The sequence below is a fragment of the Marivirga arenosa genome (assembly GCF_030503875.2).
GTDB lineage: Bacteria > Bacteroidota > Bacteroidia > Cytophagales > Cyclobacteriaceae > Marivirga > Marivirga arenosa.
In genome coordinates this window covers 936983-954585 of sequence record NZ_CP129968.2, presented here as the reverse complement: position 1 = coordinate 954585, position 17603 = coordinate 936983, and the positions used below count along the sequence as shown (strand labels likewise).

Annotated in this window: 11 protein-coding genes; 5 read left to right on the top strand and 6 right to left on the bottom strand. The window is 35.2% G+C overall.

Annotation, left to right across the window (positions count from 1 at the left end; genetic code table 11):
* Window positions 1-65: 65 nt before the first annotated feature.
* The 6 genes from QYS47_RS04075 to lepA form a co-directional block, all read right to left on the bottom strand.
* On the bottom strand, window positions 66-1469 hold the full coding sequence (locus tag QYS47_RS04075) for a RagB/SusD family nutrient uptake outer membrane protein (RefSeq protein ID WP_322347810.1): 1404 nt from the start codon (window positions 1467-1469) through the stop codon (window positions 66-68).
* 18 nt (window positions 1470-1487) lie between these two features.
* The gene (locus QYS47_RS04070; RefSeq protein WP_322347809.1) at window positions 1488-4493 is read right to left on the bottom strand and encodes a SusC/RagA family TonB-linked outer membrane protein; all 3006 of its coding nucleotides are present in this window, start codon (window positions 4491-4493) and stop codon (window positions 1488-1490) included.
* Between the two features lie 229 nt (window positions 4494-4722).
* The gene (locus tag QYS47_RS04065; protein ID WP_322347808.1) at window positions 4723-6579 is read right to left on the bottom strand and encodes an OmpA family protein; all 1857 of its coding nucleotides are present in this window, start codon (window positions 6577-6579) and stop codon (window positions 4723-4725) included.
* A gap of 46 nt (window positions 6580-6625) precedes the next feature.
* Entirely contained in the window at window positions 6626-7249 is a 624-nt protein-coding gene (locus tag QYS47_RS04060; protein ID WP_322347807.1) for a 7-carboxy-7-deazaguanine synthase QueE, read from the bottom strand.
* Window positions 7230-8126 (bottom strand): bifunctional 5,10-methylenetetrahydrofolate dehydrogenase/5,10-methenyltetrahydrofolate cyclohydrolase, encoded by an 897-nt coding sequence (locus tag QYS47_RS04055; protein ID WP_302127748.1) that lies wholly within the window; start codon window positions 8124-8126, stop codon window positions 7230-7232. The genes QYS47_RS04060 and QYS47_RS04055 overlap by 20 nt, the downstream gene beginning before the upstream one ends.
* 41 nt (window positions 8127-8167) lie before the next feature.
* Entirely contained in the window at window positions 8168-9952 is a 1785-nt protein-coding gene (lepA, locus tag QYS47_RS04050; RefSeq protein WP_322348414.1) for a translation elongation factor 4, read from the bottom strand.
* A gap of 216 nt (window positions 9953-10168) precedes the next feature.
* On the opposite strand from lepA, the gene QYS47_RS04045 reads away from it, so the two are divergent.
* From QYS47_RS04045 to pheT, 5 genes are all read left to right on the top strand, one after another.
* A complete protein-coding gene (locus QYS47_RS04045) occupies window positions 10169-11665 on the top strand; it encodes a GH3 auxin-responsive promoter family protein (protein ID WP_322347806.1) in 1497 nt (498 codons plus the stop codon).
* A 21-nt stretch (window positions 11666-11686) separates the two neighbouring features.
* Window positions 11687-12844, top strand: a complete 1158-nt coding sequence (locus tag QYS47_RS04040; protein WP_302127749.1) for a 1-deoxy-D-xylulose-5-phosphate reductoisomerase — start codon at window positions 11687-11689, stop codon at window positions 12842-12844.
* The gene (gene rseP / locus QYS47_RS04035) at window positions 12844-14160 is read left to right on the top strand and encodes an RIP metalloprotease RseP (RefSeq protein ID WP_322347805.1); all 1317 of its coding nucleotides are present in this window, start codon (window positions 12844-12846) and stop codon (window positions 14158-14160) included. Before QYS47_RS04040 ends, rseP begins: the two co-directional genes overlap by 1 nt.
* Before the next feature lie 20 nt (window positions 14161-14180).
* Window positions 14181-14795 (top strand): DUF1684 domain-containing protein, encoded by a 615-nt coding sequence (locus QYS47_RS04030; RefSeq protein WP_322347804.1) that lies wholly within the window; start codon window positions 14181-14183, stop codon window positions 14793-14795.
* A 390-nt stretch (window positions 14796-15185) separates the two neighbouring features.
* Window positions 15186-17603 carry a phenylalanine--tRNA ligase subunit beta gene (gene pheT, locus QYS47_RS04025; protein WP_322347803.1) on the top strand — a complete coding sequence of 806 codons (2418 nt, stop codon included), beginning with the start codon at window positions 15186-15188 and terminating at the stop codon, window positions 17601-17603.

The following is a 17603-nucleotide window of genomic DNA, read 5'->3' as shown; positions in this document are numbered from 1 at the left end:
CAAAATTTATACCAAAAAAAAGGCAAGGATAAAACCCTTGCCTTTTTAAATATCTAATTTAACAATTAATAACCAGGGTTATTAGGAGCTAAATTAGGGTTAATATCAATTTCTCTTTGAGGAATTGGTAAAATAGTTTTATCAGCACCAAATGCAGCAGGAGCGAATCCTTGTCTTAAAGCTGCCCCGATTCTTAATAAATCCATTCTTCTGTGACCCTCGAAAGCTAATTCTAATCTTCTTTCGTTTCTGATAGCAGCTAATAAAGAAGCAGCATCTGCAAAATCACCAGCAGCCCAAGCAGCTAATCCAGCTCTTGTTCTAATAGGGTTTACCAAAGCAATTGCTTCAGCAGCAGAACCTAATCCATTTGTAGCAACTAAAGCTTCCGCTCTTGTTAAATGCATTTCAGAAACTCTAATTGCTAAATAATCAGAAGTATTGTTTACTGCATCATTGTATTTAGTGGTATAAATTCTACCTGCAGGTGAAACTTCTGTTAGAGATGTAACTCTTAAATCATTAGCATCATATGTAGCTAATAAATCTGCACTGAAAGGAGCGTCACCTCTACCGCCAGCCTCTGCTGGACTAAAGTATGAATCCCATCCACCAGAACCAGTTCTTCCGTTATCTATTGCTGTATTTATAATACCAAATACAACTTCTGGGTTAGCAACACTAGGATAGAAACTTAAGTCTCCAGCAGCAGCATAATCACCTTGATTGATAACTTCACCAGCCAACTGAGCAGCTTCAGCATACTCCCCTCTGTATAAATGTAATCTAGACTTCAAGGCTTTTGCAGCACCTGAAGAAGCTAAACCTCTATTTGAATTAATCCCTGGTAAGTTTGCAATAGCAAAATCTAAATCAGCAATAATTTGAGCATGAATCTCTGATACTGTAGATCTAGAATACTCAATAATCTCCCCATCAAATGGTTCAGTAACTAATGGTAATGCAGCAGCATTTGGACCACCAGGACTGTTAAATGGAGGAGCGAATAAATTCACCATATTAAAATAAACAAAAGCACGTAAAAATCTTGCTTCAGCAATATTTTGTGTTTTTTGTTCATCACTGAATAATGGATCATCAACTGTTGCAGTATTTGCTATTACAAAGTTAGCATCAGTAATAACTTCGAAATTATCCTCATAAAGCTGATCGATCGAAGTATTGTTAGATAGTGTATTATATTGATTAATCTCCTGTAAAGTTGGGAATGAACCAATGAAATTCACATTATCTGCCATATATTCAGAAATTAATTGAGGCATAGAGCCCATTACTTCTAAATCTTGCATACCGCTGTATACACCAACTAAAGCACCATCTGCAGCTTGACCATTTGCAAATGCTAGATCAGTATCTAATGACTGCTGTGGCTTAAACTCTAACTGCTCTTCACAACCCATAAAGGCAGTTAAAGCAAATAGAACTAAGATATATTTTAAATTTTTCATTTTCATAATCATTTTATATTAAAATCCTAATGAAACACCTACAGTGAATGACTTAGCCTGTGGCAAAGTAAAGAATGATTCACCAGCTCCTAAGTTGGTACCACCACCACCATTGATTTCTGGCTCTAACTCTTTTTCAACACCACCTAAAGCTTCACCTTTATTAGCAGCTGTAAGCGTTAACAAGTTTTGAGCTTGACCATATACTCTAGCAGATCTTAAGCCAATTCTTTCTACAGCAGACTTAGGAATTGTATATGATAAGGTTACATTTCTCAATCTTAAGTAAGAAGCATCTCTTAGCTGTAATGTTGATCTTTGACCAAAAGTACCAAAAGTTGGTGAAGTTAGAGCAGGTGCGTATGCATCATCTCCAGGATTTTGCCAGTAATCTAATAATCTTGGATTTAAGTTAAAGAATCCCCAGTTATTTGGGTTATCAGTAAATCTCAAATCATCATACATTACGCTATTTCCAGATACAAAAGTAAACTGGCCACTTAAAGAAACTCCTTTATAAGAGAAAGTATTGGTTAAACCTCCAGTGAAATCTGGAATCGCGCTCCCAACAATAACTCTATCAGCAGCAGTAGGTGTACTGGTAACCTCTCCATCTTTAGTTAACCATTCAGCATCTCCAGTTTCTGGGTTAATACCGCTATATCTGATTAAATAGAAAGTATTTACAGAATGACCAACAATAGCTCTCTGAGAAGCAGAACCAATTACAAATTCTCTACCTTCATCATCAACCGAAGCCCCTGGCAATGAAGTAATTTCATTATTTAAGAAACCAATATTAAAACTAGTTTCCCATTTGAAATCACCGTCAAAGTTTTTAGTATTTAATAATACATCAAAACCAGAGTTCTTCATTTCACCCGCGTTTTGAGTAATAGAAACGAAACCAGTAGTGTAAGGAACTGGAACATTCAATAGTAATCCATCAGTAAGCTTATCATAATACGATGCTTCTAATGTAATTCTGTCATTAAATAATCCTAAGTTCATTGTAATATCTAACTGAGTAGTTTCCTCCCATGATAGTTGAGGATTAGCTGCTTGAGTAGGAACGATTCCTGGTACACCATTGTAATCATTACCCGCACCATATAAACCTAATGAAGGGAAGTTACCAATTTGATCATTACCAGTAGTACCATAACTAGCTTTTAATTTTAAGAAACTAATTGCACTGATATCTTGAATGAAAGCTTCTTCAGATAATACGTATCCTAATGAACCAGCCCAGAAAATACCAAATCTATTACCAGCACCGAATCTTGAAGAACCATCTCTTCTTATCGAACCTTCTGCTAATAACTTATCATTCCATCTGTAGGATACCCTCGAGAACAAAGAGTTTAATCTCCATCCACTTTTTTCATTTGACGTAAAAGTTGGTGTTGCAGCAGATGCTACGTTAGGTAAATCATCAGATAAGAATCCTGAACCTTCTACTTGAATTTGAGCGTAATTAGCTTCTTCATAAGAATAACCACCAATTGCGCTAATGTAATTTTCACCAAATGTTTTGTTGAAATTTAAAGTAGTAGTATTCAACCACTTATTATCCTGAGTTATTCCATAATAACCATAACCACCTGGCGATACAATATCAACATCTCTTCTATTTTCCTCTAATTGGAATTGATCTGTACCAAAATCAGTTTTTAAAGATAATCCAGGGATGATATCATATTCAAAAAAAGCATTACCTGTTAATCTTCTATTAACAACTCTGTTGGTATTCAATTCTTCAATCGCTAAAACGTTAGCAATAAAACCAGTATTTACGTAAGCTCCGTTATCTGTACGAGGCTCTACCCAAGGTAATTGTAAATAAGATGATGTTAAAGGCGCGAAAGTGTTATTATCTGCACCAATTCTATCATTGTTTACTTTAGCAATACCTATGTTAGTACCCACTCTTAACTTATCCGTAATATTATGAAGAATATTCATACGAGTATTCAATCTTTCAATCTCATTACCAATAGCATAAGCATCTTGTTGGAAATAAGTACCTGAGAAGAAATACTGAGTTTTCTCATCACCACCACTAACGCTTAAGTTAGCATTAGAAACAGAACCTTGCTGAATTACAGCATCTGGCCAATCAAAAGAACCATCAGTAGCTAGGCCTGCATCAATTACATCTTGTTGAGAAACACCAAACAAATCGGCAATGTAACCTCTATGTTGATCAGCAGTCATAGTAGGTCTTCTGTTATTGATATCCTGAACACCAGTGTAAAGATCTAAATTAACTTTAGTTTTTCCAGCTTTACCTTTTTTAGTATTGATTACAATAACACCATTCGAACCTCTAGAACCGTAAATAGCGGTTGCTGAAGCATCTTTTAAAATGTTTATTGACTCAATTTCGTTAGGGTTTAGTTCTTGTAAAGGGTTAAGTGTTGCACCACCTTGTGCTTGACCATACGAAATAGCATTACCATCATTCATAGGTACTCCATCTACAACGAATAAAGGCTGACCCCCAGCGTTGATTGAAGAAACCCCTCTAATTCTAATGTTTTGCTGACCACCAGCAACCCCAGAAGAAGCTGTCATTTGAACACCTGCAGCTTGTCCTTGTAAGGCTTCTTGTGCAGAAAGTATTGGCATATTTTCAAATGCCTTAGAATCAACTTTAGATACAGATTGAGTAGAAAGTTTTGCATTTTGCGCACCATATCCAACAACTACAACCTCGCTAAGTTCTGCAATATCAGTAGTCATTTCTACATTAATTACAGATCTTGATCCGATTTCAACTTCTTGAGTTTCCATTCCAATGAATGTAAATACTAATACACCACCATCAGAAGGAACTGAAATCTTATAATTACCATCCAAATCAGTGGTAATACCAGTACCAGTACCTTTTAATAATACGTTCACACCTGGTAATGACTCGCCAGTATCAGCGTCAGTCACTTTACCACTAACGGTGCGATCCTGTGCCCATGCATGTAACACGAACACCAACATGAAACATGTTAGTAGAATCTTCTTCATACTTATTTTAGTTTAGGTTAACAATAATTAAAGCTTAAATGTACACAACAATAATTTAAAATACCTAACAAAATATAAATTTTTCCTGAAAATTAATCGCCAAATAAAAAAGATATATCTCGATTAGCTATAGTCTATTATTGATATGAGACATTCTTTTACAATAGATTCAGAAAAAACCGATAATATAAAAATTGTTTTAATATTATTATTTTAACATCTTATTGATTTACAGGATTTTAAATACCACAGTCTTTTTATACTCCCCATTTGGTAAACTTGTAGCTCCATACCCTCTTGCTGAAATATTATCTTTTTCAATTTCTGGAAATTCTAAAAGGCTATTATAAACTGCATTAGCACGCTTTTGCGAAAGTGTTTTATTGTATGATTTAGATCCAACCAGATCAGTATACCCACCAATTTCAATCTTAACTTGAGGATTATTAATTAAAAAATCAGCAATTTTATTAATCTCATTTTTCGATTTTTCTGATAATTCGTAGCTATCAAACTCAAAGTATATATTGTTTAATATTACAGTCTCGTTTTCTTTAATAGGTTTTAATTTGAAATTTAATTCAGTTCTTTCCTCACTAACATCTAACTTTCGAGAGGTAAACAAATATCCAGGAGCTTCTACATAAAAAGAATAGTCTGATGGTTTAGGAATAATTACTTGATAAAGGCCACTATTAGAATTACTATAGGTTTCTTGAATCAAACTATCTAATTCTAAATCATAAATTTGGATTCTTGCTTTAATATTTTTTTCAGTAGTCGCATCTGTAACCTCTCCAAAAACCAGATTGATTCTTTCAGTTTTTTCATGCTTTTGAAAAAACACTTTGGCTGGAGGATATTTAGCATCGCTATCTAACTCCCTTGACCAATATCTATCTCCATCAAATTTCTCGTGAAATGATAATTCATTATTATAAGTGTTAATAGGCAAACCAACATTTTCTATGCTATCAACATTTAAGGGCCATGCTGTTTTATACAAATCAAATCCTCCCATTCCTACTCTGCCATTAGAACTGAAAAAAAGCGAATCGTTAGAAAGTTTTAGAAAAGGAGAAATTTCATCGGAAAATGTATTTACTTTTGATCCTAGATTTTTAGCTCTAGACCACTCTCCATTAATATTTAATGAATAATAAAGATCGCGTTTCCCATAACCTCCTCTTCTATTAGAGCTGAACAAAAGAAATCGCCCATCTGATGATAAAAAGGGTTGCGATTCCCAGGCTGCAGTATTTACTTTCTCTCCCAAATTCACTGGTTTTTGCCACGAATCTCCTTCATAATATGATATATAAAGGTCGCAGCTGCCAAAACCGTCACGCCTATTACAACTGGTAAATACCATTACTCGACCGTCAGCAGAAATTGCAGCCGCCCCTTCATTCTCTTTAGAATTAATGACAGGTACTTCTTCTAATTTCTGAAATTCAGTACCAGAAATTTTCGCTCTGTAAATTCCCTCTTCTATATTTCTAACTCTTTGCCCGGTGAAGTACAAAAACTCAGATGGGTACAATGTGAAAAAAGGAAAATATATGCTCCTGAAGATACTCTCTGAATTAATAGATTTTACTGGATTGGAATTTTCTTGATAACTTTCTATTTCAGAAAGGGCGAAATCAATCGATTTAAGAATGATTTTACTCATCCTTACATAATCATCCTTATATCCTCTTTGCTCATATATCTCCAAAGGTCTTTTAGCTTGTTCATATTTCCCCTTATCAAATGACTCTTTTCCAAGAATAAAATAGTAGTCGGTATATCGAGCTGGCCAATTTTCTTCAATAGAAAACGCTTTTTGAAGGGCTTCTAAAACTTTAGGTAAATCATTTATTGTATAAAGTAAACTGGCCTTTTCAAGATACAAGTAATGATTTTGAGGCTCTACCGAAATGGCTTCTTCCATGTAACGAACAGCTCCCGGCCAGTCTCTTTGACCTAAAGCCTCTTCTGACTTATTTAATAGCCTCTCTGTTTTTCGCTTATAATCCTGTGAGTATGAACTAAACGATATTAAGATTAGAGATATTAGAAAAGTTATTTTTTTGAAATCCATACCCCAAGATACCGCTTACGGCAGAATTTCAAAAGCATTTATATTATTATGGGATTTGAAGATATTTATGCGTTTGCAATGAAATGTTCCATTGTGGATTATTTTTCAAATACTCTACAATAAGTGGCATCATTTCTTCCCTTTTACCCCATTCTGGCTGAAGGAGTAATTTGCAGTCTTCATTCACTTTGGCCGCATGCTCTTCAGCCCATTTAAAATCCGACTTATTATAAATAATGATTTTTAATTCACTAGCTACTTCATACCATTCATCCAAAGGGGCCTTAAACTTTTTAGGGGAAAGACAGACCCAATCTGTCATACCTGTGTAGGGATGCGCTCCAGATGTCTCTACATTTACATGAAAGCCTTTTTGTAATAATCTTTTTGTTAAGCCATGCAAATCATACATATAAGGTTCACCTCCTGTAATAACCGCTAACCTTGACTCATATTTGTAAGCCTCATCTACTAGCTCATTAATATTTTTAATTGGCCATTTTTCAGCATCCCAACTATCTTTCACATCGCACCAAACGCAACCGACATCGCAACCGGCTAATCGAATAAAATATGCTGGTTTCCCACTATGATACCCCTCCCCTTGGATGGTGTAAAAAGCTTCCATTATTGGAAGTTCTACTTCTGGATCAAACAAGTTCTTTTCCATATACTTCTTTTTGAGCAGCTAACCAGGTATTCATTAATAATCCAGCCCTTGTCATGGGACCTACACCCCCAGGAACTGGTGATATATGAGATGCTTTTTTAGATACCTCTTCAAAAATAACATCACCTTTAAGTGCAAAACCAGACTTCTTTGTTGTATCAGGAACTCTTGTGGTTCCCACATCAATCACAATCACGCCATCTTTAACCATATCTCCTGTGATTAATCCTGGTTTTCCTACCGCAACAATTAAAATATCTGCCTGTTTAGTATATTGAGCTAAATTTTCGGTATATCTATGCGTTAGTGTAACCGTTGCATCACCAGGGTAATTAGCACTTCCCATCAAAATAGATACTGGTGAACCTACGATATGACTTCTACCTACTACCACACAATGCTTTCCCCTAGTTGGAATTTCATATCTCTTTAAAAATTCCATTACTCCAAATGGAGTAGCAGGAATATAAGCCGGTAAATTAGATGCCATTCTACCATAATTAACAGGGTGGAAGCCATCCACATCCTTTTCAGGATTAATTGCATTTAATACCTTATCTACATTTATGTGTTTTGGAAGTGGCAACTGTACTATAAAACCATCAACTCTTTCGTCATTATTAAGCTTTTCAACTTCAGCTAAAAGCTCTTCTTCTGAAATGGAATCATCAAACACTAATTTTGAAGATTCGAAGCCTATTTCCTGGCAGTCTCTTACTTTTGCTTCTACATAAGTTTGACTTGCACCATCATTCCCTACTAAGATAGCTGAAAGATGAGGCACCTTTCCTCCTTCTTTTTTAAGAAGTTCAACTTTTTCTTTTAACTCTTCCTTGATTTGAGAAGAAATCTTCTTCCCATCTAATATAATAGGCATGCTAATATGCTTAAATAATAAATAATGATTTTGCTTCGAATTTAATCTAGCTTGAGAACGGCCATGAAAGCTTCCTGTGGGATTTCTACATTACCCACCTGACGCATTCTTTTCTTACCTTTCTTCTGTTTTTCTAAGAGTTTTCTCTTTCGAGATATATCTCCACCATAACATTTTGCCAATACGTTTTTACGTAAAGCTTTAACTGATTCCCTAGCAATTACTTTAGTACCAATTGCTGCTTGAACAGCAATTTCAAACTGTTGCCTAGGAATCAATTCTTTCAATTTCTCGCATAACTTCTTACCCCATTCGTAAGCTTTATCTCTGTGAACTATGGCAGATAATGCATCTACCTTATCTCCATTCAACAGAATGTCAAGTTTCACTAGATTACTAGTATGATAACCCACTAATTCATAATCAAGTGAAGCATACCCTTTAGAAATGGTCTTTAATTTATCGAAGAAATCAAATACAATCTCGGCTAAAGGTAGGTGGAAGGTTAATTCCACTCTGCTTTGAGTAAGGTAAACTTGATTTTTAATTTCTCCCCTTTTATCCATACAAAGAGAAATTACAGGACCTACAAAATCTTCCTTAGTAATAATTTGAGCTCGTATATATGGCTCCTCTAGGTGATCAATACTTCCTAAATCGGGCAATTCTGATGGCGCACTTACTTTCACCATCTCTCCATCTTTTTTGTAAGCATGAAATTGTACAGAAGGAACGGTAGTAATCACCGTCATATCGAACTCACGCTCTAAACGCTCCTGTACAATTTCCATATGTAGCATTCCAAGGAATCCACATCTAAATCCGAATCCAAGGGCAGCTGATGTTTCCGGTTCCCATACTAAAGAGGCATCATTTAATTGAAGCTTCTCCATTGAAGCACGAAGCTCTTCAAAGTCTGATGTATCAACAGGATAAATACCTGCATAAACCATTGGCTTAACATTTTCGAAACCTTGAACCGGCTGACCAGGGTTTTCAACCTGAGTGATGGTATCCCCCACTTTAACTTCTTTCGCTACTTTAATACCACTTATTAAATAGCCAACATTCCCAGTACTGATAGTATCTTTAGGCTGTTGCGTTAATTTCAGAATACCGATCTCATCCGCTTCATAAGTTTTACCAGTATTGATGAATTTAATTTGATCGCCTTTATTAATTTCACCGTTAAATACTCGGAAATATACTTCTATACCTCTGTAAGGATTAAATACAGAATCAAAAACCATCGCTTGAAGTGGAGCATCTTTATCTCCAACTGGCGCTGGTATTCTATGAGCGATTGCTTCTAATATCTCTGTTATTCCTATCCCCTCTTTTGCACTAGCATGTAAAATATCTTCTTTATTGCATCCAATAAGGTCAATAATTTGATCTGAAACCTCCTCTGGCATTGCTCCTGGTAAATCGATTTTATTTAAAACTGGAATGATTTCTAAATCATGCTCAATTGCTAAATAAAGGTTGGATATAGTTTGTGCTTGAATTCCTTGGGCAGCATCTACAATTAATAAAGCGCCTTCACAAGCCGCAATAGATCGTGATACCTCATATGAGAAATCCACATGACCTGGAGTGTCAATTAAATTATAGGTATATTCTTCACCATCTAATTTATATTCCATTTGGATAGCGTGGGATTTAATCGTGATACCTCTTTCACGCTCCAAATCCATATTATCCAATAGCTGTTCCATCTTTTCACGCTCATTCACTGTTTGAGTAGCATCCAACAGTCTATCCGCCAAGGTACTTTTACCATGATCAATGTGCGCAATAATGCAAAAGTTTCTAATGTTCTTCATCTTCATAATCGAAGTGCAAAAGTACGTAATAAGGCTGAGATATAATAATGAGAACTTTCTATTTTATATAGAATTAATCTCAACATCTTACAATAGTCAAAAAGCCTAGTATTTAGAGCTTTACACTGTGTTTTTATTCAGCATTCTTTTGAATTCATTATACAAAAGCATAAAGAATCAAAAAGGGTTCAACATTATTTTCTTAATTTTGGCTTCATGGGAATAAGAGCAGTACTCAGTAAGCCGTTAGCCGCTTTGGTTGTGAACCAACAACAGAAATGGGCACAACAGCCAGCTATGTCTCAGCTGAAGATTTTTAAGGAAATTATACAAAAGGCTAAAAACACATCTTTTGGAAAAGACCATGGTTTTGAAAACATTCAGAATTATGAAGACTTCAAAAAGCAAGTTCCTATCCGAGATTACGAAGGTTTAAAACCTTATGTTGATAAAATTCTTGAAGGTCATTCAGATGTATTATGGCCAGGGAAACCCGCTTACTTTGCTAAAACCAGCGGTACTACTTCTGGAACGAAATATATACCTATTACTAAAGACTCCATTCCGAACCATATTAATAGCGCAAAAAACGCATTACTGAATTATGTTCACGAAACTGGGAAATCTCAATTTTTAGACGGAAAACTAATCTTTCTTTCAGGGGCTCCCACCTTAACTCAAAAAGCAGGGATCAATACGGGCAGACTTTCCGGAATAGTAAATCATCACGTACCTGGATATTTGAGAACCAACCAAATGCCCTCATATGAAACCAACTGCATTGAGGAATGGGAAGAGAAATTAGAGCGAATCATAGATGAGACAATTGATCAAGATATGAGTCTAATTTCAGGGATTCCACCTTGGGTACAAATGTATTTCGATAAAATTCAAGCCAGAGTTAACAAACCTATAAAAGACATCTTTCCAAATTTTGAGATGTTTGTTTATGGTGGTGTTAATTTTGAACCTTACAAAAACAAGCTCTATGAAAGCATTGGTAAGAAAGTAGATTCAATAGAAACCTATCCTGCATCGGAAGGATTCATTGCCTATCAGGATTCTCAAAAAGAAGATGGTTTATTACTTTTATTAAACAGCGGGATATTTTTTGAGTTTATACCAGCTGAAGAATACTTTGATGAAAATCCAACTCGTTTGATGATTGACCAAGTAGAATTGGATAAAAATTACGCATTAATCATTAATAGTAACGCAGGACTATGGGGATATTCAATAGGTGATACAGTTAAGTTTGTATCTACCAATCCATACCGAGTGGTTGTTTCAGGTAGAATAAAACATTTTATTTCTGCTTTTGGCGAACATGTAATTGGGGAAGAAGTTGAAAAAGCAATGAAAGCTGTAGTGAGTAAATATGAGGGTGTTAAAATCACTGAATTTACGGTAGCTCCTCAGGTTACACCAAATGAAGGTTTGCCATTGCATGAATGGTATGTAGAATTTGATAATCCTCCAATAGATTTAGATGTATTCGCCAAGGAATTAGATGACAATCTTAGGAAATTGAATAGTTATTATGATGATTTAATTTCAGGAAGCATTTTAAGACCGTTAAAAATCAAAACACTTAAAAAGTCATCCTTTATAAATTATATGAAATCGCAAGGAAAATTAGGAGGCCAAAATAAAGTACCTAGATTATCAAACGATCGGAAAATAGCAGATGCTATGGAACAATATACACATTAAATAAAATCATTTTATTGATATATGTCAGATAAAAAATCAATAGCCATATTAGGCTCAACCGGTTCAATCGGAACTCAAGCCTTAGAGGTTATTAAAACACATCCAGAAAATTTTCAAGTAGAAGTATTAACCGCTCAGAATAATGTTGACTTATTAATTCAACAGTCTATTGAATTCAGACCCAATGCTGTAGTAATAGGCAACGATGCTTTCTACGATAAGATTTTCAATATTTTAGACCCACTGGGTATAAAAGTTTATTCAGGTGAAAAATCCTTGGCTAGCGTAGTGCAAATGGACACTATTGATGTAGTGCTTACGGCATTGGTTGGCTATGCAGGTTTACTTCCTACCATAAAAGCAATTGAAGCGGGAAAACACATTGCTTTAGCCAATAAAGAGACTTTGGTGGTGGCTGGAGAATTGATTACTTCCTTAGCACAAGAAAAAGGAGTTAATATTTACCCCGTTGACTCTGAGCATTCGGCTATCTTCCAATGCTTAGTAGGTGAGTTTCATAATCCTATTGAAAAAATCATCTTAACCGCTTCAGGAGGCCCATTTAGAGGTAGAAGCCGTAAATTCCTGGAATCAGTAAAGAAAGAGCAAGCATTAAAACATCCTAACTGGGATATGGGAGCTAAGATCACCATTGATTCCGCTAGTTTAATGAACAAAGGTCTTGAGGTAATTGAAGCAAAATGGCTATTTAATTTAAGAGAAGATCAGGTTGATGTAGTAGTTCATCCTCAATCTATTATTCATAGTATGGTTCAGTTTGAGGACAGTTCAATCAAAGCTCAAATGGGCTTACCTGATATGCGAGTTCCAATCATGTTCGCTTTAAGTTACCCCGACCGTTTGAAGGCTGATTTTCCACGATTTAATTTTATGGATTATCCGCAGCTCACATTTGAACAACCCGACAGTGATACATTCCGTAATTTAGCTTTAGCTTTCCATGCCCTTGGCCGTGAAGGAAATGCAGCCTGTATTTTGAATGCAGCGAACGAAGTAGTAGTTTCGGCCTTCCTTGAGGATAAAATATCTTTCTTAGGGATGTCGGAAGTAATCGAAAAGTGTTTAGATAAAGTGGATTTTGTTAAAACACCAAGTTTAGATGATTACATAAATACAGATAAAGAAACTAGAATTAAAGCTTTAGAGTTTATAAATTAATGGAAACAATTATTATGATCGCCCAATTAATATTGGGCTTATCTATTTTAGTAGGATTGCACGAGTTTGGTCACTTATTGGCGGCCAAAGCTTTTGGTATGAGGGTTGAACAATTTTCAATTGGCTTTCCTCCGAAAATTTTTAGTTTTAAATACGGTGAAACCGAGTACGCACTTAGCGCTATTCCTTTGGGCGGTTTTGTTAAGATATCAGGAATGATAGACGAGTCTTTGGATACCAAAAACTTAAGTCAGGAACCTGAACCTTATGAATTTAGAGCTAAGCCAGCCTGGCAAAGACTTATCGTAATGATGGGAGGTATAATTGTGAACGTCATTACAGGTATTGTAATTTTCGTTTTCCTTCAATACGGTTATGGTGAAACTTACGAATCGAAAGAGAATATAACTGAGAACGGTATTTACGCTTACGAACCTGCAAAAGAAATTGGCTTACAAACTGGTGATATCATCATCAATGTAAATGGTAAAGATTACGAAAGAGTAAGTGATTTAACTAGCTCAGATGTTTTGCTAGAATCAGATAGTTATTACACTATTCTAAGAGATGGAGAAGAAAAAGTTATTCCTATCCCAAATGATATGATTGCTAGAATATCTGAAGACAACCAAAGAGTACCATTTATTCAGCCATTATACGAATTTGAAGTTGACAATATACAACCACAGAGCAATGCTGATATGGCTGGGCTATTGCCAGGCGATAAGATCATTGCGATTAATGGTAATGAAGTTAAATACTTCCAATTCTTCAGAGAAATTTTAGAAGAGAACAAAGGTGAGAAAATCAATCTTACTGTACGAAGAAATGAAAAACCAGAGCAATTAACTGCTTTAGTTGGAGATGACGGTTTATTAGGTTTCAGACCTAGAATGGAAGTAGAATTAGAACATGAAGAATTTAGTTTTGCTGAATCTATTCCTGAGGGTACTAAGAAAGCCTTTAATGTGATTTGGTTAAACATTAAAGGCTTTGGAAAAATTTTTAGAGGTGAAGTTTCTGCTTCTGATTCATTATCAGGTCCAATTGGTATTGCTCAAATTTTTGGTGGTGAATGGATCTGGCAAAAATTCTGGAGCATCACTGGATTATTATCTATGGTATTAGCTTTTATGAACTTTCTTCCAATCCCAGCATTAGATGGCGGACATGTGATGTTCTTAAGCTACGAAATTGTATCAGGTAGAAAACCTTCAGATAAATTCTTAGAAAATGCGCAAAAAGTAGGAATGGTTTTACTCCTCTCTTTAATGGCATTTGCTATATTTAATGACATCTGGAAAGTTATCTTCTAATTCATTTAGAATACTATCTTATGAAGCCCACAAAAGTTTTAACCTACATAGTAATAGCAGCAGTCATTTTGATTGCTGTTTTTAGTTTAATGGATAATGGCGAAAAGCCAATTGAAAGCAATTATTTTGAAGAACTTAAATCATACCGCCATGATAAAGATAGCTTCATGAGAAATAACGAAAAATCACCCTTTGTTGAACAAGCTATAGAATATAAAGGCTTAAATTATTTTGATATTGATGAGAGTTATAAAGTTAAAGCGTCTGTTGAAGCCTTAGAAAATGGTAAAGTTTATGACTTAAGAACTAGTGATGATCGGCTTAAAACTTTTCAGGCTGTAGCTATTCTTCATTTTGACTTATTAGGATCTCATCAAGATTTAACGCTATTACAATCAGCAGACGATGGACTTTATTTCTTAGCTTTCTATGATGAGACTTCATCAATCACAACTTATGGTGCGGGCAGATATTTAGAAATCAGTTACAAAAAAGGGCAAAACAGTGTAATATTAGACTTCAACAAAGCCTACAACCCTTACTGTGCTTATACTACAGGATACACCTGTCCTGTACCTCCTACAGAGAACAATATCTCTATTCCAATTAATGCCGGTGAGAAGAATTATGAATGAGGGTGGGTATTTAGCCTTTTCTATTTTGTTTACTATTACAACAGTATATCATATTTCCAACCAACACCCCTAAAGTCCCCTCAAGGGGACAATATCACAGATTTATTTTAGTAGGAAATAAAAAGTTTCATCACTTTTTGTCAATTATCAACCATGATTTTAAATCAAATTAAAAAATTACAATAAGTTCTGTGCGACTCCCCCGCCAGCTGGCGATGAGAAGGGGGTGGGGTGTCCCATAGTTTGGGACAGCAAATAAAACAGGAAAAATTACGAATAAGCGTAATTAATCATTCTCCTTATCAATCATTTCTTTAATTTTGTTTTTGGAAATTAAAAACGGGATTTTAAACTTCCCATATTAGTAATTCGGAAGATAAACTTTTAGAAATGAAGATAGCTTTAAACTGGTTAAAGAAATATATAAATATTACCCAATCGCCTGAGGAACTTTCAGAAACCTTAACCAATACAGGTTTGGAAGTAGAAGGAATGGAAGAAATTGAAACTGTTCCAGGAGGTTTGAAAGGACTTGTTATTGGCGAAGTAAAAACATGTATAAAACATCCTAATGCAGATAAATTAAGCATTACTACTGTTGATATCGGAGAAGAAGAAGCCGTTCAAATTGTTTGCGGTGCACCAAATGTAGCAGCCGGACAAAAAGTAGTGGTCGCTACCGTGAATTCTACTTTATACCCAAAACCTGACGAGCCCTTTAAAATCAAAAAATCTAAGATTAGAGGTGAAGTTAGCATGGGAATGATTTGTGCTGAGGACGAAATAGGAATGGGTACTAGCCATGATGGCATTATGGTGTTAGATACCGACAAAGCAAATGGGACTCCAGCAGCTGAATATTTCAATATTGAATCAGATATAGTGTATGAAATCGGATTAACTCCAAATCGTGCTGATGCAATGGGACATATCGGTGCTGCCCGAGACATCAAAGCGGTAACTGGAGAGGAAGTCCACTTCCCCTCTATATTAGATTTTGAAGTTGAAAATCAAGACCTAGAAATTAAGGTTGAAATAGAAAATAAAGAAGCTTGCCCTCGATATAGTGGGGTTAGCATTTCAGGCGTGGAAGTAGCTCCAAGTCCAGAGTGGTTACAAAATGCTTTGAAAAGCATAGGTCTCCAGCCTATCAATAATGTAGTAGATGTAACTAACTTCGTTATGCATGAATTGGGCCAACCACTTCATGCATTCAATGCTGATAAAATTAAAGGAAACACCATAAAGGTTAAGAACCTAGCTGAGGGAACCAAATTCATCACCCTGGATGAGAAGGAGAGAAAACTATCAGAAAAGGACTTGATGATATGTGATGGTGATTCTAACCCTCTTTGCATAGCAGGAGTATTTGGAGGAATAGATTCTGGAGTTAAGGATGACACAACTAAGGTTTTTCTTGAATCTGCCTACTTTTCAGCTGACAGTGTGAGAAAAACATCTCAAACTCATCAGCTAAAAACAGATGCTTCATTTCGCTATGAAAGAGGAACTGACCCTAATATAACAGTTTATGCATTGAAACGTGCTGCTCTATTAATTCAGGAAGTAGCAGGAGGAAAAATCAGTAGCGAAATCCAAGATGTTTATCCTACCGAAATAGCAGATCGCCAAATAGCGATGAAATATAAAAATATCGACCGCTTAATCGGTAAGAAATTAAAAAAGGATGAAATCCATACCATTCTTACCAGATTGGATATTGAAACAGAAAGCAAAACTGAAGAAGGATTTACAGCTATTGTCCCACCTTACAGGGTAGATGTGACCCGAGAAGCGGATGTAATCGAAGAGATTATCCGTATTTATGGATTTAATAATATCGACTTACCTGAAACACTTTCTAGTAGTTATATGGCCAGCTTTCCTGAAGTTGATCCAGTTAAAATGAGAAAGGAAGCCGGTCTTTTATTGACCGCAAATGGTTTTCAGGAAATTATGACTAATTCCTTAACGAAGTCAGTATTTAGTGAGACTTTAGACGGCTTTAATCCGGAGGAAAATGTTGAAATTCTGAATAAGCTAAGTGAAGATTTAGGCGTTATGCGTCAAGATTTGATGTTTACAGCCCTAGATGTTTTAGCTTACAACATCAATAGAAGGCAAACCGATCTTAAATTTTATGAATTTGGAAAAATTTATAAAAAAATAAATGCCAAATATAAGGAAGAAATGCGCCTTGGGATTTATCTAACAGGGAAAAACGAAGCAGAAAACTGGATCCGGAAAAATGAATCTGTAAAATTTCACGATCTGTATTCGGCTGTTCTAAAAATTTTCAATAAATTTAATGCGGAAAGTATTGAAAATGAAGAATTTCATGATGATTGCTTCGACTATGGCTTGAAGTTGAAAATCAACCGAAAAACAGTCGCTGAACTAGGTAAAATCAGTAAAAAGGCCTTGAAATTGAGCGGATTGAAGCAAGAAGTTTTCTATGCTAATATTAACTGGGATGCGTTATTGAAATTAGTAAATACGAATATCCAGTTTGAAGCAGTAAGTAAATTTCCTGAGGTAAGAAGAGATTTATCTTTGGTAATTGATGAAAACATCTCTTATGATGAAATTAAAAAGATAAGCTTGAAACAAGCGCAGTACTTAATCAGTAATATAGATGTTTTTGATGTCTATCAAGGTGATAAAATAGAAAAAGGAAAAAAAGCTTATGCGCTTTCATTCACTTTACAAGACAAAACAAAAACATTGACGGATAAAATTATAGATAAAACAATGGACAAGCTGATGAAAGCTTTCGAAAAAGAAATCGGAGCCGTAATCAGAAAATAA